The organism is Streptomyces sp. NPDC054841 (assembly GCF_053611045.1).
Window position 1 is genome coordinate 1 of record NZ_JBSGZO010000211.1, and the last position, 14,345, is coordinate 14,345.

At 71.8% G+C, this 14,345-nt stretch carries 12 protein-coding genes and 1 pseudogene; 3 read left to right on the forward strand and 10 right to left on the reverse strand.

Features of this window, described 5'->3' with window-relative positions; all coding sequences use genetic code 11:
• The 7 genes and pseudogenes from ACWGI8_RS25350 to ACWGI8_RS25380 all read right to left on the reverse strand — a co-directional run.
• Nucleotides 1-191, reverse strand: a pseudogene (locus ACWGI8_RS25350) (SAM-dependent methyltransferase); the annotation flags it as partial.
• Nucleotides 188-811 (reverse strand): TIGR04282 family arsenosugar biosynthesis glycosyltransferase, encoded by a 624-nt coding sequence (locus ACWGI8_RS25355; protein WP_453664215.1) that lies wholly within the window; start codon nucleotides 809-811, stop codon nucleotides 188-190. The gene ACWGI8_RS25355 and the pseudogene ACWGI8_RS25350, both read right to left, overlap by 4 nt.
• 167 nt (nucleotides 812-978) lie before the next feature.
• The gene (locus tag ACWGI8_RS25360) at nucleotides 979-1,635 is read right to left on the reverse strand and encodes a glycosyltransferase family 2 protein (protein WP_453664217.1); all 657 of its coding nucleotides are present in this window, start codon (nucleotides 1,633-1,635) and stop codon (nucleotides 979-981) included.
• Nucleotides 1,632-2,690: an NAD-dependent epimerase/dehydratase family protein gene (locus ACWGI8_RS25365; protein WP_453664218.1), complete on the reverse strand. Its 1,059-nt coding sequence runs from the start codon at nucleotides 2,688-2,690 to the stop codon at nucleotides 1,632-1,634. Before ACWGI8_RS25365 ends, ACWGI8_RS25360 begins: the two co-directional genes overlap by 4 nt.
• A 179-nt stretch (nucleotides 2,691-2,869) precedes the next feature.
• Nucleotides 2,870-5,989 (reverse strand): alpha-mannosidase, encoded by a 3,120-nt coding sequence (locus tag ACWGI8_RS25370; RefSeq protein WP_453664220.1) that lies wholly within the window; start codon nucleotides 5,987-5,989, stop codon nucleotides 2,870-2,872.
• 11 nt (nucleotides 5,990-6,000) lie between these two features.
• Entirely contained in the window at nucleotides 6,001-7,329 is a 1,329-nt protein-coding gene (locus tag ACWGI8_RS25375) for a 6-phospho-beta-glucosidase (protein WP_453664222.1), read from the reverse strand.
• Nucleotides 7,330-7,708: 379 nt separating this feature from the next.
• Nucleotides 7,709-9,478, reverse strand: a complete 1,770-nt coding sequence (locus ACWGI8_RS25380) for a hydroxysqualene dehydroxylase (protein ID WP_453664224.1) — start codon at nucleotides 9,476-9,478, stop codon at nucleotides 7,709-7,711.
• A gap of 126 nt (nucleotides 9,479-9,604) precedes the next feature.
• Between ACWGI8_RS25380 and ACWGI8_RS25385 the strand changes: the two genes are divergently transcribed.
• Together ACWGI8_RS25385 and ACWGI8_RS25390 are read left to right on the forward strand one after the other, a co-directional pair.
• Nucleotides 9,605-10,030: a YchJ family protein gene (locus ACWGI8_RS25385; RefSeq protein WP_453664226.1), complete on the forward strand. Its 426-nt coding sequence runs from the start codon at nucleotides 9,605-9,607 to the stop codon at nucleotides 10,028-10,030.
• Nucleotides 10,031-10,126: 96 nt separating this feature from the next.
• Nucleotides 10,127-11,050, forward strand: coding sequence for a phosphotransferase (locus ACWGI8_RS25390; RefSeq protein WP_453664228.1), 924 nt, complete (start codon nucleotides 10,127-10,129; stop codon nucleotides 11,048-11,050).
• A gap of 37 nt (nucleotides 11,051-11,087) precedes the next feature.
• Here ACWGI8_RS25390 and ACWGI8_RS25395 read toward each other — a convergent pair whose 3' ends face one another.
• From ACWGI8_RS25395 to ACWGI8_RS25405, 3 genes are all read right to left on the reverse strand, one after another.
• The gene (locus tag ACWGI8_RS25395) at nucleotides 11,088-11,537 is read right to left on the reverse strand and encodes a hypothetical protein (protein WP_453664230.1); all 450 of its coding nucleotides are present in this window, start codon (nucleotides 11,535-11,537) and stop codon (nucleotides 11,088-11,090) included.
• 77 nt (nucleotides 11,538-11,614) lie between these two features.
• Complete coding sequence (locus tag ACWGI8_RS25400; RefSeq protein WP_453664232.1) at nucleotides 11,615-11,872, reverse strand: hypothetical protein; 258 nt, start codon at nucleotides 11,870-11,872, stop codon at nucleotides 11,615-11,617.
• A gap of 333 nt (nucleotides 11,873-12,205) precedes the next feature.
• A complete protein-coding gene (locus ACWGI8_RS25405; protein WP_453664234.1) occupies nucleotides 12,206-13,276 on the reverse strand; it encodes an ATP-dependent DNA ligase in 1,071 nt (356 codons plus the stop codon).
• Nucleotides 13,277-13,328: 52 nt separating this feature from the next.
• On the opposite strand from ACWGI8_RS25405, the gene ligD reads away from it, so the two are divergent.
• Nucleotides 13,329-14,345: non-homologous end-joining DNA ligase (gene ligD / locus ACWGI8_RS25410; protein WP_453664236.1), on the forward strand; the 1,017-nt coding region annotated here is incomplete at its 3' end.

Here is a 14,345-nt window from a genome sequence, read left to right on the forward strand (position 1 = left end):
CGGCAGCGGTCCAGCACCGTGCGGTCGGCCGGGTCCGGGTCCGCGCACCAGCGCTCGACCTCCAGCGGCAGCAGCCAGCCGTCGGGGCGGCGCAGGAACAGCGGGCCGCGCCCGGTGCGCAGCGCGTCGTTGTACGGATCGGCCCGCCACGCCGTGGCCGCGGCGGTTCCCGCAGGTACCGTCGTCGTCATCGCTCACCCGCCCGCGCCAGCCGCGCCACCGCCGCGGCGAAGCGGCTGGCGGGCGTGGCGGCCGCCACCAGCCGTGCGTCCTCCGGCGTGTCGACGTCACGCAGCCGTGGCAGGTCGTGCACCGTCAGCCCCGCCTCGACCAGCCGCCGCCGCTGCACCGCTCCCGTCTCCGGCACGGACATCGGTACCCCGGACAGCAGCCCCGGATCGGGCTCGGCCAGTCCCAGCGCCCAGAAGCCGCCGTCCTCGGCGGGCCCGAACGCGGCGCCGTCCAGGGCGAGTTCCAGTCCGTGGGTGAGCAGGGCCGGTGTCACCTGCGGGGTGTCCATGCCGATCAGCAGCGCGGGCCCCGAGCAGGCCGCGAACGCGGCGGCCAGCCGCTCGTCCAGCCGGCCCGCCGCCTGCGGTACGACCTCGAATCCGGGCGGCAGCCAGGCTCCCGGCGCGCCGTCGAGCACCAGCACCCGGCGCGCCGCCGCGGTGGCGCTGACCGCGGCCAGCGTGTCGGCGAGGGACGCCGCGGCCAGCGTGGCGGCTTCCGCGGCGGTGTACGAGGGCGTCAAGCGGGTCTTGACCCGGCCCGGGACGGGCTCCTTCGCGATGACGAGGAGGGTGGTCATGCGGCCTTCCTTGGGGTGCGGGTGCGGGTGCGGGTGTTTCAGCCCGTCAGGCGGTTGAGGACACGGCCGAAGGCCGTACGGGGGTGCGGGAGTCGGCTCCCGGGAGGCCGTACGGGACTCCGGGGCTCGCCCCGGCTCGCCGTACGGGGTCCGGGGCCTGCCCCGGCTCACTCATGAAGCACCGCCCGCATGTCGTGCACCGCCTGCCAGGTGCCCCGCCATGTGCCCGTCACCTTCGACTTCCCGGATCTGGGTCGGTACGGCACATCCAGCTCCGCGACGGTCCAGCCGGCGTCCGCCGCCCGCACCACCATCTGCAGCGGGTAGCCGCTGCGCCGGTCCGTCAGACCGAGGCCGAGGAGGTCCTTGCGGCGGGCCGCGCGCATCGGGCCCAGGTCGTGCAGGCGCAATCCGGTCCGACGGCGCACCATCCGGGCCAGGGCCAGGTTCCCGGCGCGGGCGTGGGCGGGCCAGGCGCCCCGGCCGCGGGGCCGCCGACGGCCGAGCACGAGGTCCGCCTCGCCCTGCGCCACCCGCCGTACGAACTCCGGCAGCAGCCCCGGATCCAGCGACGCGTCGCAGTCGCAGAAGCACACGTACTCCGCCTCGGCGGCCACCAGCCCCGCCTGACAGGCAGCGCCGAAGCCGCGTCGGGCCTCGTGGACGACCTTCGCGCCGAGCGACAGGGCGATCTCCGCCGACCCGTCCGTCGAACCGTTGTCGACGACGATCGCCCGCCAGCCCTCCGGAATACGCTCCAGGACCCAGGGGAGCGCCTCCGCCTCGTCCAGACAGGGCAGGACCACATCCACGGTGGCGTTCACGCGGCCGCCTCCCGCAGCCCCGACGCCGCGAACTCCGCCATGCCTTCGGCGAAACCGATCAGCGGCCGCCACCCCAGCTCGGTCTTCAGCCGTCCCGAATCGGCGGTGATGTGGCGGACGTCCCCCAGCCGGAACTCCCCGGTCACGACCGGCTCCGGCCCACCGTGCGCCGCTGCCAGCTCGGCCGCCATCTCGCCGACGGTGTGCGGTGTGCCGCTGCCCGTGTTGTACGCGGTGAGTACTCCGGGCTTCCGGCCACGCACCGCCTCCAGCGCCACGGCGTTCGCGCTCGCCACGTCCCGTACGTGCACGAAGTCCCGCCGCTGGCACCCGTCCTCGAAGACCCGGGGCGGCTCGCCGCGCTCCAGCGCGGAGCGGAAGAAGGACGCCACCCCCGCGTACGGAGTGTCGCGCGGCATCCCCGGCCCGTACACGTTGTGGTAGCGCAGCGCCACGGCCCGGCCGCCCGTGGCCCGTGCCCAGGACGCCGCCAGATGCTCCTGGGCGAGTTTGGTCGTGGCGTACACATTGCGCGGGTCGACGGGGGCGTCCTCGTCGACCAGACCCGGGGTCAGTTCGCGGCCGCAGTCGGGGCACCCGGGCTCGAAGCGGCCCGCCTCCAGCGCCGCGAGCGGCCGCGGCCCGGGCCGGACCCGGCCGTGGACCTGGCAGTCGTAGCGGCCCTCGCCGTACACGACCATCGACCCGGCCAGCACCAGATCGCGCACCCCGGCCTCCGCCATCGCGGCGAGCAGCACCGCCGTACCGAGGTCGTTGCACGACACGTATGCGGGCGCGTCGGCGAAGTCCTTGCCGAGGCCGACCATTGCCGCCTGGTGACAGACCGCGTCGACGCCGTGCAGCGCCCGCGCGACCACCGACGGGTCGCGGATGTCGCCGTGGATCGCCCCGGTGCCGGTGCCGGGGCCGCTGTCGGATTCGGTGCCGGCGCAGTGCCGGAGGTCGAGGACGACCGGTTCGTGGCCGCGCGCGGCGAGGGCGGCGACGACCTGCGTCCCGATGAAGCCCGCGCCTCCAGTGACGAGTACTCGCATGTCACCGACGCTACGCGGAGGATCACGTTCCACCTCGGTCGCGCGCCGCGCCGTCACAGGTACGTAAGGACTAGGTCCTGTCCGGGCGATCTTCGAGGAACAGGCCGTAGCTAGGGGTACCTCCCAGGCGAAGCTCTGCGGGAGCGTCGCGGGCCCGACAAGGATCGCCCGGACAGGGCCTACGCGCGGGTCAGCCGCACCGTCACGATCTGGAAGGGCCGCAGCGCCAGCCCGACGGTGTCGCCCTCGACGTGGAGCGGTGGGTGCTCCGGCAGAGGGCGTTCCAGCAGATCGGTGAGTACTGCTCCGACCGTGTGGAAGCCCGTGCGCAGCGTCGTCGTCGCCCGGCCTCCCAGCGACTCGTAGAGCCGTACCACCACATCGCCCGAGCCGTCGTCCGCGAGCTTCACCGCCTCGACGACCACCGCCGCACCGTCCGTCGTCACCACCGGCGGCACCTGCGAGCCGCCGGGTCCCACCCGCAGCGGCAGGTTCAGCGCGTACCCCTCCGCCACCGCGTCCTCGATCGTCGCGCCCGGCAGCAGGGAGTACGTGAACCGGTGCATGCCCTGGTCGGCCTCCGGGTCGGGGATGCGCGGGGCGCGCACCAGACTGAGCCGGACGGTCGTGGTCGTACCGCCGTCCTCCTCGCGGGTCGTGCGCGAGACGTCGTGGCCGTACGTCGAGTCGTTGATCACCGCCACGCCGTAGCCCGGCTCGCCGATGTGCACCCAGCGGTGCCCGTACACCTCGAACCGGGCCGCCTCCCAGCTGGTGTTCGTGTGAGTGGGCCGGTGCACATGGCCGAACTGGATCTCGGCGGTGGACCGGTCCGCGTGGACATCCACCGGGAATGCGGCCTTGAGGATCTTCTCCGCCTCGTGCCAGTCGATCTCGGTCTCGATGTCGACGCGTCGGCTGCCGGCCCGGACGGTGACGGTCTGCACGATCCGTGAACCCCTGCCGAAGCTCCGCTCCACGCGCACCGCGCCCAGCAGCGGACTGTCCTCGGCGATCCTGATCGTCGCGCCCTCCAGCAGGTCGGTCCAGCGGCCCAGGTAGTGCTTGTCGATGTCCCAGGCGTCCCAGTAGTTGGGCAGATCGGAGTGCAGCCGCAGCAGATTGCCTTTGGCGCCGGGCGCGAGGACCTCACGGTCGGCGACCAGGTCGCGTACGGACGTGAACGTGCCGTCGTCCGCCATCTCGACCCGTACGAGGCCGTTGTCGAGGGCCCGGTTGGTGACCGTGACGGGATGCTGCGCGGGGACGTGGGCGGCGACGGCCGCGCTGCCGGACGCGGGCACCTCGACGAACACCGCCGCCGCGCCGTCGGACAGCCGTGGCAGTCCCGGGTCGAGAATGGCGGCCAGCACCGCCGGGATCCGTACCACCTCTGCCCGGGCCCGCGGGCCCGCGTTGTACACCCACGGCTCCACCGGCCCCGCTCCGCTCGCCGCCTCCAGCGCCTGCGCGGTGAGCGCTTCCAGTTCCGTCGCGACACGCGTGTACTCCGCCTCCGCCTCCCGGTGCACCCACGCGATCGACGAGCCCGGCAGGATGTCGTGGAACTGGTGCAGCAGCACCGTCTTCCACAGCTGGTCCAGTGCCGCGTACGGATACGCGTACCCGGGAACGTGCAGCGCAGCGGCCGTCGCCCACAACTCGGCCTCGCGCAGGGCGTGTTCACTGCGGCGGTTGCCCTGCTTGGTGCGGGCCTGCGAGGTGTACGTCGCCCGGTGCAGTTCCAGATAGAGCTCGCCGGACCACACCGGGGCGTCCGGGTACTCCGCCTGTGCGGCCGCGAAGAAGGCGTTGGGATGCTCGATGACGACCTTCGCCGAGCCCTCCAGGTCGGCCAGCCGCCGCGCCCGCTCCAGCATCTCCCGGTTCGGGCCGCCCCCGCCGTCGCCGTGCCCGAACGGCGCCAGCGAACGCGTACCGCGTCCCTTGTCCTGGTAGTTGCGCACCGCGTGCGCCATCTCCCGCCCGGAGAAGACCACGTTGTACGTGTCGACCGGCGGGAAGTGGGTGAAGATCCGCGAGCCGTCGATGCCCTCCCACCAGAAGGTGTGGTGGGGAAGCTTGTTGGTCTGGTTCCAGGACAGCTTCTGGGTCAGGAACCACTTCATCCCGGCCAGCTTGGCCAGCTGGGGATAGGCCGCCGTGTACCCGAAGGAGTCCGGCAGCCACACCCCTTCCGTCTCCACCCCGAACTCGTCGAGGAAGAAGCGCTTGCCGTGGACGAGCTGGCGGGCCAGCGCCTCACCGCCGGGCAGATTGCCGTCGGCCTCCACCCACATCCCGCCGACGGGCGCCCACTGTCCGTTCTTCACCGCCTCCTGGATACGGGCCCACACCTGCGGATGGTTGTCGCGCACCCACGCGTACTGCTGTGCCTGCGAGCAGGCGAAGACGAACTCCGGGTACTCCTTCGCCAGGGCCGTGACGTTGGAGAAGGTGCGGGCCGTCTTGCGTTTGGTCTCGCGGACCGGCCAGAGCCAGGCGCTGTCGATGTGCGCGTGACCGACCGCCGACAGGGTGTGCGCGCTGGCGTGGGCGGGCCGGGACAGGGCGGCTGCGAGGACGGCACGTGCGACGGCGGCCGTCCCGGAGATGTCGTCGAGATCCAGGGTGTCCAGCGCCCGCTCCAGCGTGTGCATGATCTCGTGGCGGCGCGGCTCGTGCTCGCCCAGCTCCAGCATCAGTTCGCGCAGCACCTGCATGTCCAGCGACAGTTGCCAGACGTCCTCGTCCAGTACGGCGAGATCCGCGCCGGCGAACGTGTAGAGGGGATCGCTGCCGGCGGTGCGTTTGTCGCCCATCGGGGTGGGGCGGCGGAAGTGATCGGCGAGGATGTCGGGGTTGGAAGCGGCCTCGACGAAGAAGGCGACCTGCTCGCCTCCTTCGGCTGGGGAGGCGATGGGGACGTACTGGTTCTGCGGATTGACCGCCTTGACCGGGGTGCCGTCCGGCAGATGGACGAGTGCCTCGGCCTGGTTGCCCGGCCAGCTGCTGACGAAGCCGAGGTCGAACCACGCCTCCACACGGCGTCCGGCCCAGTCCGCGGGCACCTCGCCGCGCACCCGGAACCAGGTCGTGCCCCAGGGCGGACCCCACGGCGTGCCCTTCGCGAACGGCTCGTACACCGCCTCCCGGGCCTGCTCGAACGGCACCGGCTCGTCCGGCACCTGCCAGGCCTCGACGGTCAGCGGCACGGTGGCGGAGTGGATCAGCGGCCGGATGCGCTGCTCCAGGACGCGCTCGACGCGCTGTTCGATCCTGTGGCGTTCGTCGTGCATCTGACTGACACCTACTTCCGGTTGAGATAGGCGAGGCCCGGGTGCACGCCCGTATAGCCGTCGAGGAGACGGCGGGCGACGGTGACGGAGTCGACCAGGGGATGCAGGGCGAAGGCTTTGACGGCGGTGGCGCGCGAACCGCTCTGCGCCGCGGCGAGGACCTCCCGCTCGACGGCCTTCACCGAGGTGACCAGGCCGGCCGCGTGAGGGGGCAGCGGGGCGACCGTGCACGGATGTGCGCCGTTCGCGTCGACCAGGCACGGCACCTCGACCACGGCGTCCTCGTCGAGCACCGAAAGGGTCGTGCGGTTGGGGACGTTGAGGATGAGGGTGGCCCGCTCGTCACGGGCGATGGCGCGCATGAGCGCGAGCGCCACCTTCTCGTAGCCGCCGGACCCGAGGTCGGCGGCGGCCCGCTCGCCCGCGCCTGACGCCTCGCGGCCCAGGGCCATGTACGTGGCCTCGCGCTCGGCGCGGGTCAGCTCCCAGCGCTTGAGGGAGGGATCCGCGTAGAAGGCGGCCTGCTGGTCGCGGAGGAACTCGCCCCGCGTCCGTTCGGCCGTCCGGTACGCCTGTACCGTCTCGCGGTTGAAGTAGTAGTAGTGCAGATACTCGTTCGGGATCGCGCCCAGCGAGCGCAGCCACTCGGCGCCGAAGAGCCTGCCCTCCTCGAAGGAGCCGAGGGCCTCGGAGTCGGCCAGCAGCCGGGGAAGCGCGTCCCGGCCGGCCACCCGCAGGCCGCGCAGCCAGCCGAGGTGGTTGAGCCCGGCGTAGTCGATCCACACCTCGTCGGGGTCCGCACCGAGGGCGCGCGCGACGCGCCGGCCGAGCCCGACGGGGGAGTCGCAGATCCCGATGACCCGCTCGCCCAGCAGCCGGGACATGGCCTCGGTGACCAGCCCGGCCGGATTGGTGAAGTTGATGACCCAGGCGTCGGGCGCGAGCGCGGCGATGCGCCGGGCGATGTCCATGGCCACGGGCACGGTCCGCAGCCCGTACGCGATTCCGCCCGCACCGACCGTCTCCTGGCCGAGCACCCCCTCGGCGAGAGCCACTCGCTCGTCGGCCGCGCGGCCCGCGAGTCCGCCCACCCGGATCGCGGAGAAGACGAAGTCGGCGCCACGCACGGCGTCATCCAGGTCGGTGGTGACGGTGACCGCCGGCGCGTCCGGGATCCCGGCGGCCTGTTCGGCGAGCACCGTGGCGACCGCGCCGAGCCGGGCGGGGTCCGGATCATGGAGGGTGACGTGGGTGATCCGGCCCTCGGCGTGGTCGCCGAGCAGTGCGCCGTACACCAGCGGCACACGGAATCCTCCGCCGCCGAGAATCGTGAGCCTCATGCCCCGACCGTCCTCATGCCGTCCGCCGGTGTCCGGTGAATTTCTTCTGCCCAACGCTGTCACCTTTGGGACGTTCGCGCGAGAACCAAGCAGGCTTCCGGCAGTGCCCGTTGCGGCGACGCGATCACCTCGCGGGCGTTGGATTCTGTCTGATTCCGTTGGATACTGTCGGGGTCCGTCGGGTGACTCCCGACCTGGCCGAGGGGACCCTTCGATGACCTTCAGCGATGCCGTACGACCCTGGGAATCACCCGAGCCGACCAGTTGGCAGCGGCTGATCGACGAGATCCAGGTCGGGTACGCCTACCCGCGGGGCGCAGCTGAGCCGGGCCGCGCCCCGCAGCCGGACAGACCCTGGTCGCGAGCCCGGCCCGGTGCCTCAGCCCAGGTCGAACACGTTGCGCAGCCCCAGCCGGTAGCGGGTGCGGTCGTGGCGCTTGAGGTGATCGAGCTCCGGAGCGCGGAACAGGGGCTTGATCGTGCAGCGCTCGGCCGGTGAACCGATGCGATCGAGGAGGGCGTTGACCGCGGCGCGAGCCGAGGCGTTGGCGCCCTCCATCGTCGCCAGGTCGATGTCCACGGCGACGTAGTCACCGGAGAGATAGAGGTTGGGGACCTTCGAGGCCGCCGAGGGGCGGTTGTGGAACGTGCCCACGGGGTGGATGAGCAGCTCGTCGTCGTTCGTGGGGTGCGGGGTGCCCAGGCCGTCCACTCCCGGGTCGAGGAACCAGGAGTGCAGAGCGCTGTCCTTGAGGACCGTACGGCCGGTGTCGTTGAGCGCCGCCTTCAACTGCGCCCACACCTCGCGGGCGACCTGCTCGCGCGTGCACTGCTTGGCCGTCTTCCCGTAGAGGATGCCCGGCCTGTCCCACTCGGAGATGTCCACGGACACGCAGTCGACCGCCACCCCGTCGCCGTAGTCCTGCGGGAATTCGCGGTGCGGCCAGTGCTCCGCCTGCTGAATGGCGGTCAGGGACCAGGGCGAGTCGATGCAGTTGAGATGGCCGTGCAGCAGCGGTGCCTTCTCCGCCAGATAGAACTGGATACCCGTCATCCAGTCGGTCTCGAGCTTGTCGCAGCGGGCGAGCTGTGGATCCGCGGCCCGCAGCGCCGCTCCCCAGGTGCGCCGGGCGTGCTCCACCGGTATCGCCGAGACGTAGTGGTCGGCGGTGACCGTCCGCCGGGCCCCGTCGGCATCCTCCATGACCGCCCCGGTGATCCGGCCCGAGCCGTACGCCAGCTCGCGCAGCGTCCAGCCGACCTTGAACTCCACACCCAGCGAGCGCAGATGCCCGACCCAGGGATCGATCCAGGCCTCATTGGTCGGGGCGTTGAGGATCCGGTCCAGCGGACCGTCCGCACCCCGCCCCAGCGCGTTGAAGACGAACGCCTCCAGCAACGTGGCGACCGTACGCGTACTGGCCTCCTCGGCCTTGGTCGCCACGATGTTGCGGGTCAGCCCGATCGCGAGGATGCGCTGGTAGTCGTACGACATCTCCTCGGCCCGGATGAAGTCCCACCAGGGCGTGCGCTCCCAGGCCCCGTCCCGCCGCTCGTCGCAGCTGGTGAGGAAGACCAGTCCGCGGTTCACGAAGTACGCCGTCTCGTGCAGCGGTATGCCCAGAGCCGTGTCGAAGAACGCGGTGAGGGCCCGGCGGATCTCGTCGAGGGTGAGCTCGGCCGGGCGGTGACCGGGCCAGGGGAGCGGGATGCGCAGATCCTCGCGCCCGGTGCGGGCAAAAGACATCTCGGGCGGCGCGACGAGGTTGTCCCAGACGCCGTTGGCGTTGCCCGGGAAGGGGATGCGCCGCATCGTGTCCGGCAGGTTGTGGTAGATGCCCGGGATGAAGCGGAAGCCGTGCTCGGCGGGGAGGGGGCGGCGCCCGCCCTTCCCGGTGCCCGGTACGTCCATGCTGCGAGCCTTGCCGCCCAGCGCTCTGCGCTCGTACACCGTCACGCGTAAGCCGCGCTCGGCGAGTTCATGAGCCGCGGTGAGCCCCGCGACGCCGCCGCCCAGGACGGCGACCGAGGGCGAGGGTGAGGCGGGCGCCGCGGCCGCCGTCCCGCTTGTGGTGGTGAGCGCCGCGGCGGATCCGGCCGCCGCGGCTCCTGCGATGAAGGTGCGCCGTGTGGCACCCGACCGATCCATGCCCAGCCCCCTACCCGACGGTAACTGTCACGTCCGGCGCAGGAGCATACGGTCGGCCCCGGTGACCCGGAACCCGCATGCGGGCCCATTCACCCAGCGCGACACACGGCGCGAGACAATGGAGCCATGCCCCGACGTACCGCCCGCCCCCGGCAGCCCACCGTCACCGCCGAGTCGCCCTGCCCCTGCGGGCTGCCCGCCTCGTACGGCGCCTGCTGCGGGCGGTTCCACACCGGACAGGCCGCCGCCCCGACCGCCGAGCTGCTGATGCGGTCCCGCTACAGCGCCTTCGTCGTCCGCGACGAGGCGTATCTGCTGCGCACCTGGCACCCCGCCACCCGGCCGGCCTCCGTCGACTTCGACCCCGGCATGAGCTGGAGCGGTCTGGACATCCTGGACACCGCCGACGGCAGCATGTTCCACACCACCGGCACGGTCACTTTCGTCGCCCGCTACACGTACGACGGAGAGCCCGGCGAACTGCACGAACGCAGCCGCTTCGAGCGCCACGACGGCGACTGGGTGTATGCGGACGGTACGTTCGAACAGTGAGCGGGGGAGCGTCGCGGAGCCCGACAGGACCGCCCGGACAGGACCTGGCACGAAACTCCGTTGCGAGCCGGTTCCCGGCGCCCTACGGTCCCGATCATGCTGCCTGTGGTCGAGACGGATCATGAGTGGGACGCGATCGTCCCCGACGAGAAGGTCATGCGGCCCGGCGCGGAGGATCTCTGCGCCCGCCTCGGACTCGCCGGAGCCCCGCTGACCCGCTTCACCGAGGGGTCACAGCCGGTCTATGCGGTCGGTGACGAGCACGTGCTCAAGCTCTTCCCCGGGGCGGTCGCGCAGGACGGCGTCGCCGAGGGACGGGTCCTGACGCACCTTCAGGGCCGACTGCCCATCCCCACCCCTCGGGTCCGTGACTTCGGCCCGTACGAGAACGGCTGGCAGTACGTCCTCATGTCCCGTCTCCACGGCGAAGGCCTGGCCGTCGCCTGGGAGCGCATGCCGCGGGCCGACCGGGAGCGGATCGTCACCGAGGCCGGCGAGACCCTCGCCGCGCTGCACGCGCTCGACCCCGGGCCGCTCGCGGACGTCCTCGGCCCCGGCGACTGGGGGGCGTTCGTCGACCGGCAGCGCGCGGGCGCCGTCGAGCAGCAGCGCCGGCACGGACTGCCGGAGCCCTGGCTGGAGCAGATCCCCGGTTTCCTCGGCTCCGTCGCGCTGACGCCGGACCCGCACCACTGCCTGCTGCACACCGAGTTCATGCGCCAGCACCTGCTCACCGACCCGGACGGATGGCGGCTCACCGGGCTCTTCGACTTCGAGCCCGCGATGATCGGTGACCGGGCCTACGACTTCGTCGGCGTCGGCCTGTTCGTCACCCGCGGCGACCCGCACCTGCTGGGCCGGTTCCTCACGGCGTACGGCCGCACCTTCGAGCCGGCCGAGCTCCTCGCGTACACGCTGCTGCATGTGTACAGCAACCTGCCCTGGTACCTGCGCGAGCTGCCCGCGCCACCCGAGCCGACGCTCGAGTCCCTCGCGCAGCAGTGGTTCGGCACGGTCTGATCGGTCCGGCCACCAGGGCCCGTCCGGTGAGGAGGAGTCAGACGCCGGTCGTCGACCCGGGCCGCACGATCATGAGTACGGTGACCGTCGCCCACAGAAGGTTGAACATCCCGGTGTACATGGCGAGCCGCTTGGTGTCCGCGATCTCGGCAGGACCCTCCAGGACGGCGCTCTGCCGGGGCAGCACCAGCGCGGCGAGCACGGCGGCGGCCATCGCGGTGAGCACCATCGACACGATCAGCCAGGCGTCGCCCAGCACATGCAGGCTGTTGGCGGTCGCGAGTCCGAAGACGGGCACGACGACGCCGACGAGTGCGTACACCCGGCAGACGCGGTGGAGATTGCGGAGAACGGCGCGTGCCCGGTCGTCGCCGGGCTCGGCCAGTACACGGCGGGCGGCTGCGGGGAACATGCTGGCCGCGACGGTCACCGGGCCCACGGCGACGATCGCAGCCAGGACATGGACGATGAGGAGGATCTTGGTCACGGGGCGACGCTAACGAGAGCCCCGCCACCCCTGACAGTGGCAGGAGCGCCAGAGTCCAACGGGTTCCCGCCAGCCGGTCAGCGTGCCCCGCCGGGACGCACCACCAGGCCCGGGTTGTAGGCGGCCAGCACTTTGTTCGCCCTGGCCAGCGCCGCGAGGGCGTGCTCGCGGTCCGCCTGGTCCTCGCTGCAGAAGGGTGCCCGGAACCGGAGTGCCTCGCGCGCCGCGCACTCGGCGTCGATCTCCGCGTGCAGGATGCCGACCGGCATGCAGGACCCGATGAGGGCTGCGACGCCGTCGGGGATCGGGACGGGGACAAGGTTCGACGCGGTCACGTGAGGTCCTTTGCTGATGTTGCTCCGGGGTCGCCGGGCATGGGTGGTGTTCTCCCTCTATACGTACCGGATGCGCTTCACCGTTCGTCAGCGGGTCCGTCTCTGTGCCGCAACCGTTCCGGAACCGACCGTTGATTTCGCCTTACGCAAGAGTAGGTCGACCCCCCTGTAACCCCCGGTAAGTCCGGCGTCGCACCCGCGGAACAGGAGCCGACATCGAGGCGCTGTACGGCTGAAGGGGCCTCGGCTCCCGGACCACGGCCCCCGGACCACGGCTCCCGGCTCCCGGCTCCCCACGGCCCCGGGCCCGCTGCCGGCCCCGCGGCCCGAAGCTCAGCCGCCCGACCCCGACAGCACCTCCGAGAGGTCGTACCGCACCGGCTCCTCCAGCTGGGTGTACGTACAGCTGTCGGGGGTGCGGTCGGGGCGCCACCGCCGGAACTGCGCGGTGTGCCGGAAGCGATCACCCTCCATATGGTCGTAGGCGACCTCCACGACCCGCTCGGGCCGCAGCGCCACCCACGACAGATCCTTCTTGCCCGACCAGCGGCTCGGCGCGCCGGGCAGCCGGGCCGACTCGTGCGCCGCCTCCTCGGACCACCGCGCCCAGGGATGGTCCGACACATCCGCCATACGCAGCGGCTCCAGCTCCGCCACCAGTTCCTCGCGCCGCTTCATCGAGAACGCGGCACACACGCCCACGTGCTGGAGTGCGCCCCCGTCGTCGTACAGGCCGAGCAGCAGGGAACCGACGACCGGCCCGCTCTTGTGGAAGCGGTAGCCCGCGACGACGACATCCGCGGTCCGCTCGTGCTTGATCTTGTACATCAGCCGGGCGTCGGGGCGGTACGGAAGGTCGAGCGGCTTGGCGATCACCCCGTCGAGCCCTGCGCCCTCGTACCGCTCGAACCACTCCGCGGCGACCGCGGTGTCCGTCGTGGCCGGTGCGAGATGCACAGGGTCACGGGCGCCGCCCAGCGCATCGGCGAGCGCCGCCCGCCGGGCGGCCATCGGGGTGTCCAGCAGCGCCTCGTCGCCGAGGGCGAGGAGATCGAACGCGACAAAGCTCGCCGGGGTCTTCTCGGCGAGCATCCGCACCCGCGAATCCGCCGGATGGATGCGCTCCGTGAGCCGGTCGAAGTCCAGCCGTCCCTCGTACGCGATCACGATCTCGCCGTCGACGACACAGCGCTCCGGGAGATTGTCGCGGAGCGAGACGACCAGCTCCGGAAAGTAGCGGGTGAGCGGCTTGCCGGTGCGGCTGCCGATCACCACCTCGTCACCGTCCCGGTGGACGATCGCACGGAAGCCGTCCCACTTGGCTTCGTACTGCATCCCGGGCGGGATCTTCGCCACGGACTTGGCGAGCATCGGCTTCACGGGCGGCATCACCGGCAGATCCATACGGCGATTGTCCGGTATGCGAGCCGTCACGGCACGGCCTACGCTGGCGGGCATGGCCGGAGCGGTGGAACTGGAAGTGGGGGAGCGGACCGTCCGTGTGTCCAACCCCGACAAGGTGTACTTCCCCGAGCACGGCTACACCAAGCTCGACATGGTCCAGTACTACCTCGCCGTCGGCGAGGGCATCACCCGGGCCCTTCGCGACCGCCCCACGACACTGGAGCGCTACCCCGACGGAGTGACCGGCGAGTCCTTCTTCCAGAAGCGCGCCCCCAAATACCTGCCCGACTGGATCCCGACCGCCCACATCACCTTTCCCAGCGGCCGGTCCGCGGACGAGATGTGTCCCACGGAGCCCGCAGCCGTCCTGTGGGCCGCCAACCTCGGAGCCGTCACCTTCCACCCCTGGCCCGTGCGCCGTGACGACACCGACCACCCCGACGAACTGCGCATCGATCTCGACCCGCAGCCCGGCACCGACTACGCCGACGCCGTGCGCGCCGCCCACGAACTGCGTGTCGTCCTCGACGAGGCAGGCCTGCGCGGCTGGCCCAAGACGTCCGGCGGACGCGGACTCCATGTGTTCGTACCGATCGAACCGCGCTGGACCTTCACCCAGGTCAGGCGAGCCGCGATCGCCTGCGGCCGGCAGCTGGAGCGCCGGATGCCCGACCGGGTCACCATCAAGTGGTGGAAGGAGGAGCGCGGCGAGCGGATCTTCGTCGACTACAACCAGACCGCCCGCGACCGCACCATCGCCTCCGCCTACTCCGTCCGCCCCCGCCCCAACGCCCCGGTCTCCGCGCCGCTGCGCTGGGAGGAGATCGACGACGCCGTGCCGGAGGACTTCGACATCAAGACGATGCCCGCCCGGTACGCCGAAGCCGGCGATGTCCACGCGGACATGGACGACCACCGCTTCAGCCTGGAGAGCCTGCTGGAACTCGCGCGGCGCGACGAGGCGGAGCACGGGCTCGGCGACCTGCCGTACCCGCCGGAGTACCCGAAGATGCCGGGCGAGCCGAAGCGGGTCCAGCCGAGCCGCGCCAAGAAGGCCAAGGACGAGGAC